Below are 17,605 nucleotides of genomic sequence, written 5' to 3'. Positions count from 1 at the left end.
CGGTCTCAACGCAGGTGACACCTTGTGGACGTGGGCGTTGTGAGACCGGTCTCAAGGGGTTACAATGAGTTTAAGCACAGCCTTTTTTCGGCGTCAATCTTCCTGTCATCAACCTGTGATTCAAAATAATTATGACCAGCCAGAAATTACGTTCTAAAGCACCCACCGTGGCGGATGTGGCGCGCGCGGCAAAGGTTTCCAAGGCCCAGGCGGCGCGTGCGCTCGGGGGCTATGGCGCGGTCAGTGATGAGGTGCAGGCGCGGGTAAACAGCGCCGCTGCCGCACTGGGCTACCGTCCGAATGAGCTGGCGCGCAGCATGAATACCGGGCGCTCTAACACCATCGGTGTCATTGTCGGGGATATTGAAAATCCCCACTTCGGCCTCGCCCTGCGCGGCATGGCGGATGTGGCGCGTACCGCCGGTTACCATCTGCTGCTCAGCAACAGCGACGAAAAGCTGCAGGCTGAACAGGATGCGGTACGGGTGATGCTGGAGAAGCGGGTCGACGGCATTATCGTGGCCCCCAGTTGTTCAGAGCGCGATCAAAACAGCCATCTGATGCAGGTGCTGGAAGAGGGCCGGGCGCTGAAACTGTTCGATCGTGCAGTTACCGGCCTTGATGTCGAAGCGATCTGCTGTGAATTCACCAAAGTGGCGGCTGACGCCACCAGCCGGTTACTGCAGGCCGGCCATCGTCATATCGCCTATGTCACCAGCATGGCGCTGACCGGTGACTACCGTGCGCCAGCTGATTTTGGCCTGACGCCGGTTGCCCAGCGCGTCGGTGGCATGATGCAGGCGTTTGCCGCGGCGGGAGTGGAATTTGATCCGTCGCTGGTAAAAGTGAATGCGCTGGATGAAGCGCAGATCGCCCGCATCGTGGCTGAGCTGTGGCAGCGCCCGCAGCCACCCAGTGCGCTGGTGGCCTCTGACAGCGTAGTAGCGATGTGGCTGCTGCGTGAAGTGACGCAGCGCGGGCTGCGCATCCCGGCGGATCTCTCCTTCGTGATGTATGACAACTTTCCATGGAGCGAAATTGTGACGCCGCCGCTGACGGTAGTGGCGCAACCGGTATACGAGATGGGGCGTGAAGCGGCACGCCGGCTGATTGCCGAAATTCGTGGCGAAGCGGCCGGTCCAATGCCGCGCTTTGATGCCCGGCTGATACTGCGGGAATCGATTGCTGCTCCGGCCAGCGACAGTGAGCCACGCGGCAGACGTTAACCCGGCCAGCCCAGCACCCGGCGCAACTGTCGTACCGCCGCGGTGATCTGCGTGCTGCTGCTGTTGCCATAGCCAATCACCAGGCCGCGCTGTGCCGGTTCGGTCAGATAAAAGGTCGAGAGTGCCGCAGGCGCGTAGCCAGCCTGAATCAGCCTGTTGGCTATCGCCACGTCATTCTGATGCGCCTCGATTGGCAAGACCAGATGCATTCCGCTGTCGCCACCCAGTAAGGGTATCGGCTGGCCCGCGGCCTGCTGCAGTTCACTGCGCAACAGGGCCTGACGCTGGCGATAGAGGCGGCGCATTTTACTCAAATGCCGGCTGTAATCGCCGCTGAGAATAAAGCGTGCCAGCGCCTGCTGCTCCAGCGGATTACCGCCACGTAGCAGCTGATGCAGCGCCGGTCGCAGATTACTGACCAGCGGCGCGGGCAGCACCATAAAGCCGATACGCAGGGCAGGGAACAGCGTCTTGCTGAAGGAGCCGAGATAGATCACCGGCGCGTTATCGGTCATCCCCTGCATGGCGGCAATCGGCTCGCCGTGGTGCCGGAAGTCGCCATCATAATCATCTTCGATAATCCACGCCTGCTGCTGCCGCGCCGCCGAAATCAGCGCCAGCCGCCGGGCTGCGCTCATCACCGCGCCAGTCGGATACTGATGGGTTGGCGTGGTGTAGATCAGGCGCGGTGGGGACTGTTGCCAGTGTTGCGGCTGCGGAGCCAGGCCCTGCTGATCGATGGGAATCGGAACCACGCGCAGATCGCCGGCTTGCATGGCCGCTTTGGCCCCACGATAGCCTGGATCTTCAACCCAGCCGTGGTCACCCGGATCGCTCAGCAGAGTGACGCACAGCATCAGCGCCTGTTGCGCTCCTTCGGTAATCACAATCTGTCCGGCATCACACCGAACACCGCGCGTGATACGCAACTGCTGCGCCAGTGCGGCACGCAGTTCAGGATCACCCAGCGGGTCGCCATAACCCAACTGGCGCGATGGCGTGTGGTTCAGCACATGATTAAGCGCCCGACGCCAGGCGGCTAACGGAAAATGATTCAGCGCCGGAATGCCGGGGCGCAGCGGCAGCGTTCCGGTATCGAAACGCTGGCTGAGCTGAAGGGCATCAAGCCGTTTTGCCAGCGGCCAGTGAGCTAACCCGTTGTCATCTGGCCGGGCTGTCGGTAACGCCAGCAGGCTGACGCGGCTACCCTGTCGATCGCTCATCAGATAGCCCTCCGCCTGCAGTTGAGTCCAGACGTTAAGCACCGTATTACGTGAAACCTGTAGCTCAGCGGCCAGTTGCCGGGTGGCAGGTAACATCGCGCCGGCAGCCAGCTGGCCCTGCAAAATGCCCTGTTTAATCCGCTGGTAAAGCTGCTGCTGCAGCGTGGTTCCGGCGGCTGGCGTTAACGGTGCCAGCAGTAAAGGATGGCTCTCCGGCTTCATGGCGCGCTCCCGTGGATCTATCATTTTCAAACATTGTGGTACTTTTTAACCCACCATGATAGTGGCAATCTGCAGGCATCATCTGAAGCCTGGAGGCGATATGTCACAACACACTAATCAGTATGGTCAGCCGGTCGGGGTCGATTTACCGGACTGGCAACCCCGTCCTTTTCCGCAGCCGCAGGTTTTCACTGGCGAAGTTTGCCGGCTTGAGCCGTTCAGCGTGGCGCGCCATGGCGAAGCGCTGTTCGATGCCTACGCCGCGGCGGAAGATGGCCGCGACTGGACCTATATGTTTGTCGGGCCGTTTGATAACCGGCAGGTGTGGCAGGAGCATGCGGCGCAGCTGGAGGCCAGCCGTGACCCGCTGCACTTTGCGGTAATCGATCTTGTCAGCGGGCAGGCGGCAGGCAGCCTGGCGTTGATGCGGATTCAGCCGGAACATGGCGTGATCGAAGTCGGACATGTGGCGTTTTCACCTCATCTGAAGCGGACCCGCATGGCGACGGAAGCCCATTTCCTGCTGATGCGTTACGCCTTTGAGACGCTGGGTTATCGCCGCTATGAGTGGAAGTGTGATAGCTGCAATGCGCCATCACGTCGGGCGGCAGAACGTCTTGGTTTCCGCTACGAAGGCGATTTCCGCCAGGCGATTGTTTACAAAGGCCGCAGTCGCGATACCAGCTGGCTGTCGATCATTGATGGTGAATGGGCGCAGGTGAAAAAGGGCCTGCAGCGCTGGCTGGCCAGCGACAACTTTACTGCCGATGGCCAGCAGCGCGAAAAGCTGGAAACATTGCGCAAGCTGCCCTGACCGGTCGCTGCTTATTCAGATAAACAGGGTTTTCACGGCCGCCACCAGCAGGGTGGTGGTCATCACCATTAACAGTCGCTTAATCCAGCGCATGTCGTTTTTCACTGTCATCACTTCATCTCTGAGATTCTCGACCGTTCGGGTTAAGCTGATCAGGCCAGCCTCGAGCTTATCGACTTTGATTTCAACCTGGTTAAGCCGGATACCCAGCTTATCGACTTTTCTTTCAACGTGCCCCAGACGCTCATCGATCTGGTCAACTTTGCGTTCCACGTTGCCGAGTCGCTCATCGATCTGGTCGACTTTTCGTTCAACATTGCCGAGTCGCTCATCCATCAGGTCGACTTTTCGTTCAACATTGCCGAGTCGCTCATCCATCAGGTCAACTTTTCGGTCAACCTGATCGACTTTGCGTTCAACATTGCCGAGTCGCTCATCCATCAGGTCAACTTTTCGGTCAACCTGATCGACTTTGCGTTCAACATTGCCAACCCGCTCATCGATTTGTTCGACTTTTCGGTCAACCTGATCGACTTTGCGTTCAACATTGCCAACGCGCTCATCTATCTGTTCAACTTTTCGGTCAACCTGATCAACTTTGCGTTCAACATTGCTAACGCGTTCATCTGTCTGTTCAACTTTTCGGTCGACCTGATCGACTTTGCGTTCAACATTGCCAACGTGCTCATCGATCAGTTCAACTTTTTGTTCGACCTGATCGACTTTTTGCTCAACGTGGCCGACGCGCTCATCGACCCGGTCGACTTTTTGTTCAACCCGGCTGAGTTGCTTATCGTCTGGCTGGTCCGGTTTTCCCTGCTGCATATCCGTAAAGATCTCCACCATCGCCTCCGCTTGCTGCTCATCGATCCCTGCCCGCTGCAGGGCTTTAAAGGCCTGGTGGGTCTTCATCATGGTGCTTGTCATGTCTGCCTCTCTCCCGGCAATACGGCGATAGCGAGAGGATGACAGATCACACAAAGGGTACCACTAAGCCGGTTGTACTTTGCGCGCCTTTCCGAAAAATATCAATTAGTTCAACAAGTAACGTGCAGTGGATTGCGAGCGGTCTCGCAACCTTCGGCGTCTGATGCGGGAAGATCTCCTCTGCGTGAATCCGCAGAGGAGAAGAGAAAAGCAGGCGTTACGGCTGAGGCACGATCTTGATTTCCACCATGCCAATGCCCAGTTTGCGTGGGTCCTGACCGGTGATATTGCCGATATTACTCAGCTGTGGTTCCGGCGGCGCAATGGTCAGTTGGTGCGTGGCGGTCGGGTTGTCAAAATGCAGCGTATGGGTAGAGAAGGTTTCACCCAGCGACAGCAGTTGCTGCTGATCGCCAACCCGCACCGGGATCTGGCGGTGGACGTTAGCTCCATAAGCGCGAGCGGTAATCACCAGGTCAAACTTCGGCGGTAGCGGATCGACGTACTCTATCTTCACTTCCGGCGCGAGATTAGCGTTAGACCAGCGACCCCAGCTTTCCGGTCGGGAAATGCCGCTAAAACGCTTGATGCTCTGCGGTGCGCCAGGCACGTCGAGCCGGAAGCTGTCGGCGCTGTAGCGAATGTCGTTATCTTCGATGCGGATCTGCGCCAGATTGCGCTGATAAGCCGCATCGCTGGTCGGTGTGGTCGGGAATTTCACTTTACCTTTCCACTGTGGCTGATCGATATGCGTTACCGCAGGCGTTGCGCCGAGCTGGCCCATTGCCACACAGAGATCGCCGGACAGCGCCAGCGACGGCTGCCAGAGTCGCGCCATTTTAAAACAGCGATCGACCCACAGAAACTTATCGGTCGAGGTGAAATCGGCCAGCTGATAGCGCAGCGGTGCCGAATATTCCCCTTCCGGCATCGGCTCAACATGCTTATCACTGATGCGGAACAGAATCGGTAACCGGAAGGTGGTACCCGAGAAGCTAAAGGTATTTTTCACCTGATCGACGGTAAAGCTGTCCATCATCTTCGGGAAATTCCACAGCTGGATAATATCCGGCTTCCAGCTCATCACCTTACTTTTCATATCTTCAAACTGCGTCGATAGCGAAACGCTGCTCAGGCTGCTGCGGCCCAGACCAATCGCGTTGTCACCGCCGAGAATATCCAGCAGCGTCGCGCCGTTATCCAGTGTGCTGCGGCGCGCATCAATCACTTCTGCCTGCGGTTTATCGCCGCGGATCACCATAAAAAGATCGTGGCGTGGCTGCTTAATCAGGTACTGGTGGGCGGTGTTATTCATCGCCAGATGATCGGAGGTCACCACAATCACCGTCTGTTTAAACCACGGTGAGGCTTTAATCCGGTCAATCAGGCGCGCGACGTGCTCCTGCGAACAGGCCACCGCGCTAAATGACTGGTTTGGTTTGCCATCAAAGCTGTAGCTCTTGCGTTCACAGCTGCGGGAGATAAAGCCATCGGGATGATGGGTATCGACCGTCAGGGTGAACAGCGCAAACGGTTTGTTGGCTTTTGACAGTTCCTGATATTTTTCAAACACCTCATCCATCACCGTATCGTCGTAATAACCCCAGTTGTTGCGATAGGTCGGATCGGCAACGCGGCTTTTCAGCTCCTGCGCGCCGTAAAGGTTGGCCGGATCAAAGCCGTGTGATTTCAGGAACACATCTTTGCCGGCGAAGCGCAGATCAGCGCCCTGAATAAACCAGTTGTCGTAGCCGGAGTTTTTCAGGATGTCGCCCAGACAGACGTTTTGCGGATAGAAGCTGGAGAGCGAGGCTGAGGCATTGCCGTCAAACGGCGCAAACAGCGGAATGCCGCACATTGAGGCGACCATGCCAGCGATAGTGTAATCGGTGCCCGGCAGCTGCTCAGTCTGGCTGAAGTCGATGCTTTGCTCTTTCAGGCGGCTGAGCTCCGGTGCCAGGCCGGGAAAAGCGTGCTGATCAAAATAGGTGCGCTCCAGGCTTTCGCCGTAGATATAGACCACGTTGAGGTGCGGCTGCGCAATGCGGTTACGTGGCACTTTGTAGAACGCATCGAAGTCGGAATCGGCCAGCTGGGTGTGCGACACAATCAGGGACGCCACCTGACGAAATGCAGGTGTGGTCTGCACTGAACCCAGCGCGCAGGCCACCGCCAGCAGCGACCAGCCGATATGATGTGGCCGCTCACGCCGCCGCAGTATCCACGACAGCAGGCAGAACAGCAGAAACAGCACGATGATCAGCCCTATGCCCGGCACCACATATTTACTGATACCGGCACCGGTCAGGCTGTTGGTCAGGGTATAGAGCACGGCATCATTGATGCCGTCGCCGGTGAAGTAGTTGCTGGCGTAAAGCGTTGCATTCAGCACCACAAACAACACCAGCAGGATTAACACCACAAAGAACCAAAATTTGTTACGCCCGGCTTTACAGGAATAGATAGCAATAGCGGCCAGAAACAGCCCAAGTGACGCTAATTCGGACAACGGCAAATCCTCTGTTGATATGAGTACGCGGCGCTTCAGACTGCCGGCCACCTTCGGGGGGAGGGTTTTTCGACAATCTATATTGGCTGTAACCCGGCTGCAACACATCCAGCCAGATTTGTGCGGTGAGGATCATATTGGTGACAGAGAGCATCGGCGGGGAGTTTATCAGGCCTGACGGCGGCTGGCGCGCACCGTCAGCAGAGCAAAGCGGACTGTAATTTCAGAGTTTGCCGGTCAGGTATTGCGCCTCACCATCAGCAAAGCTCCAGTCGCCTTTGTCATTGGTGATAAAGCTGATCATTAAATCGTTACCCTGCACGCCACAACTTTCGCGCAGCTCGCGCGCGAGCTCCGCCATGAAGTGCTGTTTCTGTTCGCTGCTGCGCGGGCTGGTGTAGACCCGCACCATGACCAGATTATCGCTGCGGCTGAATCCCAGCCCGGTATCCTGAAACACCATCTGGTGGCGCTTGTTTTCCTGAACAATCTGGTAACGATCGCGCTCAGGCACCTGAAACGCGGTGAGCACGGCCCGGTGTGCTGCATCCAGCAGCGTACGCAGTTCGGATTCTGAACGACCCTGAATAACATCAAATTGCAGCAGTGGCATCGGCTTTTCCTCGCGGTGAGAGTGATAGTCTGTTGTGACTATAGTGACTGCTTTATCCGCCGGGAAAAAGCGCGTAGCCTGAACTGATTATTCACTATATTGAACAATCAAGATGAAAGAGATGAAGACCGATGCGCTGTGGGATCACCTGCACTGGCTGACGGTGCTGGCCGAGCAGGGCAGTTTTACCCGTGCCGCAGAGCGGCTCGACGTCAGCAAAGCGGCGATGAGCCAAAAAATTAAAGAGCTGGAGCAGATGGCGGGCGTGCTGCTGGTACAGCGTACTACCCGCAGCGTGCGTCTGACCTCGGCGGGTGAAAAGCTGGTGGAGGAGTTGCGCGAGCCGTTTGCCCGTATCGAACAGAGCTTTTTCAGCGTGCGTGATACTGCCGGTCCGGTACGGGGACTGGTGCGCATCACCGCGCCGGTGGCGTTTGCCCGTCAGCAGCTGGTGCCGATCATTGGTGAGTTTCTGCGTGACTATCCGCAGGTCCGCCTGCAGCTCGACGTAACGGACCGCATTGTGTCGCTCAGCAGTGAAGGGTTTGATCTGGCGATACGCCACAGCGACACGCTACCGGAAACCCACGTGGCGCTGCCGCTGTGTGAGACGCGCACGCTGCTGGTGGCGTCACCGGCCTATCTGACGGCGCAGGGTACGCCGCTGATGCCGCAGGATCTGGCCCGGCATAACTGCCTTTACTATCCACGCGGGGTGGAATCGCCACGCTGGAGCTTTGTGACCGACGGCGATAATGAGCGGATCCAGGTGCGGATTCAGGGCTGTTTTGCCACCAATAACAGTGAGTCGATCCGCGATGCGGCGCTGCAGGGATTAGGCATTGCGATGCTGCCGGACTTCAGCGCCCGGGCGGCGCTGGCAGCCGGTTCACTGCAACAGGTTCTGCCTGAATGGCAGGCGGTCGAGGCGTTCGCCGCCCGCCTGTGGATTGTGCGTCCCTGGGCGGCGCAGGTGCCACGTGCGGTCACCACCTTTGCCCACTGGTTACGCGCGCGCTTTGACGGTTAGCGGCAGCGCCAGCGTCGGGGCGGTCTGCTGCATCATCTCACCCATCAGGCTGCGGCGATTGTACAAACCCAGCCGCAGATTGAAGTCGAGATGCAGCCGTTCGTTTCCGGTTAACTTGATGATTGGCGGCGGCGTTTGCGGTCGTTGCTGAAACAGCACGGAATGGGCGAAGGCGCTGCTGCTGTCAGCGTGCAGGCGCTGATAGTAGTAAGCGTTAGCTTCCCCTTTCCGCAGGTAGAGATTGGCCCGTCGGTATTCGCGCATCGCTACCTGTTGGGCCAGTGACAATAGCTGGCGCGATGGATTATCAATGTTCTGCACAATCATCGGGAAATCATCGCGCTTTTTCAGTTCCTGAAAATAGTTCTGAATGCCGACGTTTTTCACCGGTGCCAGCTGTTTCAGCCACTCGCGGATAAACGGATTTTGCGGCGCAGCGGCGACAAACCAGCTTTCGATCACCGGGGCGAGGAAATTCAGGGTTGATTGTTCGCGGTAGTAACCGATTAAATCCATCGACCGCTCCAGATGCACGCGATGGACCCAGGCGAGATCTTCAAATAACAGGGTACTGCAATCAATGCCGATGCCGCCGTAACGGTGAATCAGTTCGAGACGAATGATTTCACTTTTATGCGCCAGCGTCAGATCGGAAGAGATAAAGTCAAGATCGGGCAGCCACTGCGACAGGGTGTGCTGAGTAATCAGATAAACCTGGTGATCGGGGTTATCCCGCCGGATTTTACTGATATTCAGCGCCATTGAGGTAGGCAGCTGATCGTTATGCCAGTACATCCAGACAATCTTCGGAATTTCCGGCAAGCTTTTCTGCTGCGATATCAACACGACGTTCTCTTCCTGCCCCGGGTCATATTCCGGTGCGCTAAAGACGCTGTGTCGTTTTTTATTCCATAACATCTGGCTACTGAATGATATTCTTTTCCAGTTGCGCCAGATCTTATGCGCAGGACGTTGGCGATGTAAAGTCATGGTGCACCTGTTGTTTTTATTTTCCCGTCATATTGCAGCACCTGCGCGCCCCATAATTAACGCGATGGCGGGGCGATGCAGCCTGGCGGCAATCTCAATCAGTGCGGGAATTATTAAAGGGTTTCCCTGATGGTGGCGCAGTGTAAAAGCGCGCGCTAGTTTCCTCACGGCGGTTTAAATTGCACTGCACCTTTTTAATAAAACATTATTTACCTATAAGCTATGTCTTTTTTTGACTTTCGGATAATACGGAAATAAACCGGGCAGCCGATGAAAATAATAGATTAAGCGGACTGTATTATTTATTTAATCACTCTTTTTCGCCGGTGTAAGGAAAGTCTGAATCGCGCGGCGGAGTTATCGCCGCTGCTGCGGCCTGGTGGCTTTTTCGGCAGCGGATTGCGCTTAAACTGCCGCGTTAGCCCGGCTCATCAATCGCTCACGGCGTGCCGCGCGTTAACGATTGTCTACGCTTAAGAGGATCTTACTGAGAAAGGAGCGCGCATGCAGAGTGATTCTCACGGTTTACTGGCGGTAGATAAACGGGGCAATCGCGTCCTGTTTCTTAACCCGGAGACGTTTGCGGTCGAGCGGGAGCTGAACGCCTTTCCACCGCGACCGCATGAACTGTTGATGCTGACGGCGTGGGGCAAAGCCTATGTGCCGATTTATGGCGATGGCGTTCATGGCAACAATCCGCATCCGGGCCATAAAGTGGCGATAATTGATTTGCAGCATCGGGAGATCAGCGGCTTTATCGATCTGTCTCCGCTGCGGGCGCCGCACAGTGGTCAGCTGGGGCGCGACGGCAAAGTCTACCTCTGCTGTGAGCAGAGTGCCGCAGTGGCGGTGATCGATCCGCTCACCGATCGGCTGGAAAAAGTCATTCCGATCCCTTCGCACAATGCGCATCGTCTGACGTTGTCACCCAGCGGCCGCAAGCTGTTTACCGATAACGAAGAGGACGCCACCATCACGGTCGTCGATCTGTGCGAAGCGGAAGGGCGGATCATCGATACCATCCTGCTGCCGGGGCCGATTGCCGGTATCGCCGCCTCACCCAGACACCCTTACCTGGTGGCCAGCGCCGCCGACGCGCCGCTGCTGTACGTTATCGATCGGCAAAGCCACCGGATTCGCCAGCGTCTGGCGCTGCCGGGTCATCAGCAGCCTTGTCAGGTGGTGCGTTTTAGCGCGGATGGGGAACAGCTGGTGGCGATTGGCGAGGGTGAGCCGGTTGTCACCCTGTTTGACGATCTGCTCAATCCGCTGGGCGATATCGCGGTCGGCACTATGCCGATGGATGGCTGCTTCAGCCCTGACAAGCAGTTGCTGCTGATCGCCAATCAGGGCGATGGCACCCTGAGCGTGATCGATCTGGCTCAGCGCAAGGTGATTGCCACGCCGCGGGTCGGCACCGGCTGTGAAGTGCTGAGCTACTATCCGCGCGATCAGATAAACGGACGATGATAGATCGCCGAGCTCCAGTGACGGCTGCTGGCGTGCTTTTCCGCCTGCCAGCCGCGTTTGCGCAGCTCACGGGCGATCATCTTGTTCATGATGCCGTGACCCAGCAGCAGCACCGTGCCGTGGCGGGCGTGCTCAATTAGCCGGTCGGCCGCCAGTGAAGCGCGATGGCGGGCGTGCTGCAATGACTCGCTCTGGCCGGCATAACCGCACAGCCACAGCAGCCGCAGCAGTGCCAGCCAGATCAGCGTCGGTAGCTGGAGCTGACTGCCCGGTAGCAGCGGCACTGCCACCTCGCTGAACAGCGCGTCGACCTCGTGCGGCTGCAACCCGAGCTGGCGCAGTGAGGAGCGGGCGCGGGGAAGCGGGCTGCACACCACCACCGTCGCCTGACGCGCAATAGACAGGCTACGCGGCGGCGGTCCGTCGCTGACCTGTGACAAATCGTAGGCTTCGCACCAGTCCGCCAGCGCCTGCACGTTGTGCCGTCCGCCGGGCTGGTGATTGGGCTTACCGTGCCGCATTAGAATAATCGTCATAACTCTCCTGTACCGCTTTCACCACAGGGTAAAGCATTGTCTGCATTTGCCAATCCCCGGATATTTTTTCGGAGAATAACCCGGCTGTCATGCCACGGTAACAGCGCGGTGCGATAACGGAGCGCGATGAAAGGGGCCTGCTCCCGATTTAGCTTAATGTTAAGAGAAAATTCTACTTCGCACGCCCTGATGTATTTTTTATGCGCGACGGCTCTCGGTTAACTGCCTGAATTTGCAATAAAAACTTTTGATGACGCAGTGTGATAATGAAGTTTATCTAACAAATTAGCTGAAGATCTATTGATTTATCTACGCGCGTAGATACACTATGTCTCCAGTGATTGCTCACGGTGCACGATGCACAGCAGGCGCCATTGATTGTGAAGTTACATTCGCTTCGTTAAAGCGACCGGTCAAAAAAGATCGGCGAAAGCGGGCGAGGGGCCAGATTCCAACACCAGGGAATCCTTTAACCTTTCATCATGGTTAGTCAACTGAACGTCGCCACCGGGATGTTCCGCTTACACCCAGGGAACCGACCCACGGACGGGCGTTTATCGATCTGCATACTCATTCAGGGACAGGGTTATGACGGCACACAGCACCGTTAAGCAGCAGGCATCTCTGCCTTCCTCCTCAGCCGCCGACGAGCGGTTTAATACGCCTTCCGGCCGCAAAGATTTCTGGCGCGCCACTTTCTCATGCTGGTTAGGTACCGCCATGGAGTACGCGGATTTCGCGCTCTATGGCCTTGCCGCCGGCATTATTTTTGGTGACGTTTTCTTCCCGGAATCGACCCCGGCGATGGCGCTGCTCTCCAGTTTTGCCACCTGGTCGGTCGGCTTTGTTGCCCGCCCGATTGGCGCACTGTTCTTCGGCTGGCTCGGCGACCGCAAAGGGCGAAAGGTGGTGATGATCGCCACCATCATCCTGATGGGCGCCTCCACCACCTTTATCGGTTTAATCCCCAGCTATGCCTCGATTGGCGTCTGGGCACCGGCCTGTCTGGTGCTGCTGCGCTTTACCCAGGGTTTTGGCGCGGGTGCTGAACTGTCGGGCGGTACGGTGATGCTGGGCGAATATGCGCCAGTGGAGCGTCGCGGCCTGGTCTCTTCCGTGATCGCGCTTGGTTCCAACAGCGGTACGCTGCTGGCCTCGCTGGTCTGGCTGATCGTGGTGCAGATGGATCAGCAGAGCCTGCTCGAATGGGGCTGGCGCATCCCGTTCCTCAGCAGTGCGCTGATTGCGCTGGTCGCCTTATGGATTCGACGTCACCTGCGTGAAACGCCGGTATTTGAGCGTAAAAAAGCGCAGATGGCAGCGGAACGTGCCGGCGTGCTGGCGGCGCAGCCAGCGGTCGACTCGCGTCCTTTCTTTCAGCGTACCCGCGCCTTCTGGACCATGGTGGGTCTGCGTATCGGCGAGAATGGCCCCTCTTATCTGGCGCAGGGGTTTATTGTCGGTTACGTCGCGAAGGTGCTGATGGTGGATAAATCGGTGCCGACCACCGCCGTTTTTCTGGCGTCGCTGCTAGGCTTTATCATTATCCCTTGCGCGGGCTGGCTGTCGGACCGCTTTGGCCGCCGGGTGGTTTACCGCGTGTTCTGCCTGTTGCTGATGGTCTACGCCTGGCCGGCCTTTACGCTGCTGGATAGCCGCGAGCCGATGCTGGTCATTCCGGTAATCGTGGTGGGAATGGCGCTGGCGTCGCTGGGTATCTTTGGCGTTCAGGCAGCGTGGGGCGTGGAGATGTTCGGCGTCCACCACCGCTACACCAAAATGGCGGTCGCCAAAGAGCTGGGTTCCATTCTCTCTGGCGGCACCGCACCGCTGATCGCCGCAGCGATGCTCTCTTACAGCGGTCACTGGTGGCCGATTGCGGTCTACTTCTCGGCGATGGCCACTGTCGGGTTCCTGACGACCTTTGTGGCGCCGGAGACGCGAGGGCGGGATCTCAACCTGCCGGATGATGCGATATAGCCGGACCAACAAAAAAGTACAGCAGGCCGTGTAATGCGGCCTGCTTTGTTTATGGAGGAAAGTGATGTGGCTAAGTCGTTAACAGGAAAAGTCACCCGCAGTGAGGTCGCGAAAGCGGCAGGCACCTCGGTGGCGGTGGTCAGTTATGTGATTAATAACGGGCCACGTCCGGTTGCCGATGCGACACGTCAGCGGGTGCTGGCAGCGATTAAGGCGACCGGTTACCGGCCAAACGCTGCGGCGCGCGCCCTGGCCTCCGGCAATACCAAAACCTTTGGCCTGGTGGTGCCGAATATCAGCAATCCGTTTGTCGCCTCGATGGCGCATGTGCTGCTGCAGGAGTCGCTGAACCACGGTCACGTGATGTTGCTGGGTGATGCCGGCGATGACCGTAAACGCGAGCTGGAGCTGATTCAGGGGCTGCTGAACCGGCAGGTGGATGGACTGTTTTATAACAGCGTCGATCGCCATCCCTACATTGAGATGATTAAAGCCAGCGGTACGCCGCTGGTGATGCTGGAACGGGTCGAGCCGCAGCCGGGCGTCAGTATGCTGCGGGTCAATGAGCGCCAGGCGGCCTGGCAGGTCACATCGCATCTGCTGAGTCACGGTTATCAGCAGGTAGGGATGATTAGCGGTCCGACAGAGATGCTTAACGCCCAGGATCGTATCCAGGGCTGGCGTGACGCGATGCAGGAGCGTGGCCTGCCGGTTGATGAGTCGCTGATCTTCCCGGCCAGTTACAGCCGCGAGGGCGGTTATGCGGCGGCCCGCACCATGATTACACAGCGTCGTGTGCCGCGCGCCCTGTTTGCCAGCAATGAAGGTCAGGCACTTGGCGCGCTCCGCGCCTTCTCCGAACAGCAGATTCGCGTGCCGCAGGATGTGGCACTGGTCTGTTTCAATGGCACCGAACACGCCGCTTTCCATGTTCCGACGTTAACTACCGTGCGCCAGCCGCTGCGTGAGATGGCGCGTTGCGCTATTCAGATGCTGAAAGCGGGTCAGAACGAAGCACAGCTGAAAGAGTTTCCCCACTATCTTGAAATCGGCGAATCCTGCGGCTGTAAACCGCAAAGCCAGAGTTAACCAGATAACACCATGAAACGAATAATTATTGATTGCGATCCGGGCAACGGTATCGCCGGTGCTAATACCGATGACGGGCTGGCGATAGCGCTGGCCCTGGCGTCTCCGGCGCTATCGCTGGAATTAATTACCACCGTGGCGGGCAACACGCCCTGCGAGCTGGGTACGCGCGTCGCCAAAGATCTGGTAACCCGGCTGGGCTTAGCCATTCCGGTGGTGCAGGGCGCTCAGCAGGCACTTGAGGAAGATCCGGCCCCGTGGCGTGATGCACTGGATAATCGGGTGATAGAGTCAGGACTCAGTACGCTGTGGCAGGATGTGCGCCAGCCTGCGGATTTACCGGCGGATGCGGGCGAGGCGGCCGACGCCATCGGTAAGCTGATTTGCGACAATCCGGGCGAGATTACGCTGGTAGCGATTGGTCCGCTGACCAATGTGGCGCTGGCGATGCAGCGTTATCCGGCCATGGCGGAAGCGGTGGCGGAGATTGTGATCATGGGCGGCGTATTCGCGCTGGATGATTACATCAAAGACACCAATTTTGGACTCGATCCGGAAGCGGCGCATCAGGTGTTACACAGTGGTGCCACGCTGACGCTGGTGCCAATGGATGTCACCACCCAGACCTTGCTGACCCAGCAGGATTTAACCCGGCTGACCGCGGTTGATCATCCGCTGACGCAGTTTGTGCGCGAGACTCTGCGGCCGTGGATCGACTATTCCATACAGACCCGCCAGCTGGCAGGCTGCTGGATCCATGATGCGCTGGTGATCGCCTGGCTGATGAATCAGCGGGTGGCATCCGGCATCGATTACCGGGTGGATATCGAACTGCGGGCCGGGCCGACGCGCGGGAAAAGCTGGCGTTATCGTCAGCCGCTGCGCGTCACTACCGGCATCCCGGAGAACTGTGGCGCGTTAGTGCACGTGCTGCATCGTGTCGATAATGCCCGGCTGTTAGCGATCATCGGCCAGGCTTTCAGTCGCCTGAATCCCGAATCCTAAAGCCTGAAAGCCTGAAAGCCTGAATACCGGGGCGCAATCCGCCCCGTATCCTTCCTGAATCGCCATTCTGACACGCTTATTTACAGCCTGAAGCAGCGGCTGACAATTGCGTAGCACGCTAACCTTTCTGACATGATATATACAAGTGGTTAACAAATTTGCAACCGCGCAGTGGGTTGCGCCCATCCCTTTCCGGCCGCTGTGCCGAAGCCGCTCAGACAGGATAGTGACATGCTTAACTGGACTCCGACCCAGCGAAACGTGGCGTTTGCCAGTTTTGCCAGCTGGACGCTGGATGCTTTCGACTTCTTCATTCTGGTTTTTGTGCTCAGCGATCTGGCGCACTACTTTCACTCCTCGGTTTCGGAGGTCTCGCTGGCGATTATGTTGACGCTGGCGGTGCGGCCGATCGGGGCGCTGCTGTTTGGTCGTCTGGCGGAGCGCTACGGCCGCAAGCCGATTCTGATGCTGAATATCGTGCTGTTTTCGCTGTTTGAACTGCTCTCCGCCTGGTCACCGACCTTTGGCGCGTTTCTGACGTTCCGGGTGATCTACGGCGTGGCGATGGGCGGCATCTGGGGCGTGGCCTCGTCGCTGGCGATGGAAACCATTCCGGATCGCTCCCGCGGGCTGATGTCCGGTATTTTCCAGGCGGGCTATCCGTGCGGTTATCTGCTGGCGTCGATTGTCTTTGGCCTGTTCTTTGCCACTGTTGGCTGGCGGGGCATGTTCCTGATTGGCGCAGTACCGATTCTGCTGCTGCCGTTTATCTATTTTAAAGTGCCTGAATCCCCGGTCTGGCTGGCGGCGCGCCAGCATAAAACCAGTTCGGCGCTGATGCCGATCATTCGCCAGCACTGGAAAATCTGTCTCTATATGGTGCTGCTGATGGCCTGCTTTAACTTTTTCAGTCACGGCACCCAGGATCTCTATCCCACTTTCCTGAAAGTGCAGCACCAGTTTGATGCCCATACCGTCAGCCTGATCGCCATCGGTTACAACATTGCGGCGATGCTGGGCGGCATCTGCTTTGGGTCACTGTCTGAGCGTATCGGCCGTAAAAAAGCGATTATTCTGGCATCACTGCTGACGCTGCCGATTTTGCCGCTGTGGGCTTTTTCCAGCGGCTCATGGGCAATTGGCATCGGTGCGTTCCTGATGCAGTTTATGGTGCAGGGCGCGTGGGGCGTCGTTCCGACCTATCTGACCGAGCTGGTTCCGGCCAACGCACGCGCCGTGTTGCCGGGCTTTGTCTACCAGCTGGGGAATCTGATCGCTTCGGTCAACGCCACGCTGCAATCGCGTATTGCAGAAGCCCACGGCGGCAATTACGGACTGGGCATGGCGATAGTGGCGGGCACGGTAGCCGTGCTGATCTCTCTGTTAGTGGCGTTTGGTCGCGAGACGCGCGGCATCGAAATCTCCGGCGCGGTGGCCCGGCAGCCCGATTAACGCGCTTCGCAGACGTCGACCCAGCGGGCAGCCGTCAGCTCGGCCATCTGTTGCGGACTGATGCGCACGGCGCTATGGATGGCGCCCGCCGCAGGTAACACCTCGTCAAAACCGCGCAGCGAAACGTCGCAGTAAACGGTCAGCGGATTTTCCAGCCCGAAAGGACAGACGCCGCCGACCGGATGGCCGGTCCAGTTAATCACTTCATCCACGCTAAGCATCCGCGCTTTGGCTCCCAGCGCCGCTTTCAGCTTGCGATTATCCAGCCGGGCGTCGCCACGCGTCACAATCAGCACCACTTCATCTTTGACCTTCAATGACAGGGTTTTGGCGATCTGGCCTGGCGTAACGCCGTGGGCGCGGGCGGCCATATCAACCGTTGCGGTGCTTTCGGCCAACTCAATAATCTCAATTTCAGGGGCGTGTTCGGCAAAGAACTGGCGTACTGACTCCAGGCTCATCTTTCTCTCCAGGCTGATCGAAGGCGTAAAAATTGCCACAAGCCTCGCAGCCTGTAAA

At 57.8% G+C, this 17,605-nt stretch carries 15 protein-coding genes; 8 read left to right on the top strand and 7 right to left on the bottom strand.

The features are described from left to right. Window positions 1–131: 131 nt before the first annotated feature. Window positions 132–1,226: a LacI family DNA-binding transcriptional regulator gene (locus ACLIBF_RS18170; RefSeq protein ID WP_069728475.1), complete on the top strand. Its 1,095-nt coding sequence runs from the start codon at window positions 132–134 to the stop codon at window positions 1,224–1,226. On the opposite strand, the gene pdxR is transcribed toward ACLIBF_RS18170, so the two are convergent. Then, window positions 1,223–2,671 (bottom strand): MocR-like pyridoxine biosynthesis transcription factor PdxR, encoded by a 1,449-nt coding sequence (pdxR, locus tag ACLIBF_RS18165; RefSeq protein WP_279810097.1) that lies wholly within the window; start codon window positions 2,669–2,671, stop codon window positions 1,223–1,225. The two genes, ACLIBF_RS18170 and pdxR, sit on opposite strands and share 4 nt — an antisense overlap. Window positions 2,672–2,771: 100 nt before the next feature. Here pdxR and ACLIBF_RS18160 point away from each other — a divergent pair, with 100 nt between their 5' ends. Further along, window positions 2,772–3,485, top strand: a complete 714-nt coding sequence (locus ACLIBF_RS18160; protein ID WP_279810096.1) for a GNAT family N-acetyltransferase — start codon at window positions 2,772–2,774, stop codon at window positions 3,483–3,485. 15 nt (window positions 3,486–3,500) lie between these two features. On the opposite strand, the gene ACLIBF_RS18155 is transcribed toward ACLIBF_RS18160, so the two are convergent. From ACLIBF_RS18155 to ACLIBF_RS18145, 3 genes are all read right to left on the bottom strand, one after another. Further along, on the bottom strand, window positions 3,501–4,400 hold the full coding sequence (locus tag ACLIBF_RS18155) for a tropomyosin (RefSeq protein ID WP_448310219.1): 900 nt from the start codon (window positions 4,398–4,400) through the stop codon (window positions 3,501–3,503). Window positions 4,401–4,629: 229 nt separating this feature from the next. Beyond that, window positions 4,630–6,921, bottom strand: coding sequence for a phosphatidylglycerol--membrane-oligosaccharide glycerophosphotransferase (gene opgB / locus ACLIBF_RS18150; protein WP_046289176.1), 2,292 nt, complete (start codon window positions 6,919–6,921; stop codon window positions 4,630–4,632). Between the two features lie 223 nt (window positions 6,922–7,144). Continuing rightward, entirely contained in the window at window positions 7,145–7,534 is a 390-nt protein-coding gene (locus ACLIBF_RS18145) for a tautomerase family protein (RefSeq protein ID WP_031376341.1), read from the bottom strand. Between the two features lie 112 nt (window positions 7,535–7,646). Between ACLIBF_RS18145 and ACLIBF_RS18140 the strand changes: the two genes are divergently transcribed. Further along, window positions 7,647–8,564, top strand: a complete 918-nt coding sequence (locus ACLIBF_RS18140) for a LysR family transcriptional regulator (protein ID WP_279810095.1) — start codon at window positions 7,647–7,649, stop codon at window positions 8,562–8,564. Here the strand turns inward: ACLIBF_RS18140 and ACLIBF_RS18135 are convergent. After that, window positions 8,541–9,554: a glycosyltransferase family 32 protein gene (locus ACLIBF_RS18135; protein WP_089561350.1), complete on the bottom strand. Its 1,014-nt coding sequence runs from the start codon at window positions 9,552–9,554 to the stop codon at window positions 8,541–8,543. The two genes, ACLIBF_RS18140 and ACLIBF_RS18135, sit on opposite strands and share 24 nt — an antisense overlap. 504 nt (window positions 9,555–10,058) lie before the next feature. On the opposite strand from ACLIBF_RS18135, the gene ACLIBF_RS18130 reads away from it, so the two are divergent. Further along, window positions 10,059–11,024: a WD40 repeat domain-containing protein gene (locus tag ACLIBF_RS18130; RefSeq protein ID WP_279810094.1), complete on the top strand. Its 966-nt coding sequence runs from the start codon at window positions 10,059–10,061 to the stop codon at window positions 11,022–11,024. On the opposite strand, the gene ACLIBF_RS18125 is transcribed toward ACLIBF_RS18130, so the two are convergent. Then, the gene (locus tag ACLIBF_RS18125; RefSeq protein WP_031376344.1) at window positions 11,006–11,560 is read right to left on the bottom strand and encodes a histidine phosphatase family protein; all 555 of its coding nucleotides are present in this window, start codon (window positions 11,558–11,560) and stop codon (window positions 11,006–11,008) included. The genes ACLIBF_RS18130 and ACLIBF_RS18125 overlap by 19 nt on opposite strands. A gap of 588 nt (window positions 11,561–12,148) precedes the next feature. Here ACLIBF_RS18125 and ACLIBF_RS18120 point away from each other — a divergent pair. The 4 genes from ACLIBF_RS18120 (at window position 12,149) to ACLIBF_RS18105 (ending at window position 17,086) form a co-directional block, all read left to right on the top strand. Then, the gene (locus tag ACLIBF_RS18120; protein WP_031376345.1) at window positions 12,149–13,540 is read left to right on the top strand and encodes an MFS transporter; all 1,392 of its coding nucleotides are present in this window, start codon (window positions 12,149–12,151) and stop codon (window positions 13,538–13,540) included. A gap of 66 nt (window positions 13,541–13,606) precedes the next feature. Continuing rightward, window positions 13,607–14,629 carry a LacI family DNA-binding transcriptional regulator gene (locus ACLIBF_RS18115; RefSeq protein WP_046289218.1) on the top strand — a complete coding sequence of 341 codons (1,023 nt, stop codon included), beginning with the start codon at window positions 13,607–13,609 and terminating at the stop codon, window positions 14,627–14,629. A 12-nt stretch (window positions 14,630–14,641) separates the two neighbouring features. Continuing rightward, window positions 14,642–15,634, top strand: coding sequence for a nucleoside hydrolase (locus ACLIBF_RS18110; protein ID WP_031376346.1), 993 nt, complete (start codon window positions 14,642–14,644; stop codon window positions 15,632–15,634). Between the two features lie 231 nt (window positions 15,635–15,865). Then, the gene (locus tag ACLIBF_RS18105; protein ID WP_279810092.1) at window positions 15,866–17,086 is read left to right on the top strand and encodes an MFS transporter; all 1,221 of its coding nucleotides are present in this window, start codon (window positions 15,866–15,868) and stop codon (window positions 17,084–17,086) included. Here the strand turns inward: ACLIBF_RS18105 and ACLIBF_RS18100 are convergent. After that, a complete protein-coding gene (locus ACLIBF_RS18100) occupies window positions 17,083–17,547 on the bottom strand; it encodes a YbaK/EbsC family protein (RefSeq protein WP_031376348.1) in 465 nt (154 codons plus the stop codon). The genes ACLIBF_RS18105 and ACLIBF_RS18100 overlap by 4 nt on opposite strands. Between the last annotated feature and the right edge of the window lie 58 nt (window positions 17,548–17,605).

The sequence above is a fragment of the Pantoea sp. PGP6 genome (assembly GCF_053474785.1).
Note: the sequence above shows the minus strand (reverse complement) of the source record. Positions and strands in the feature narration are given on the sequence as shown.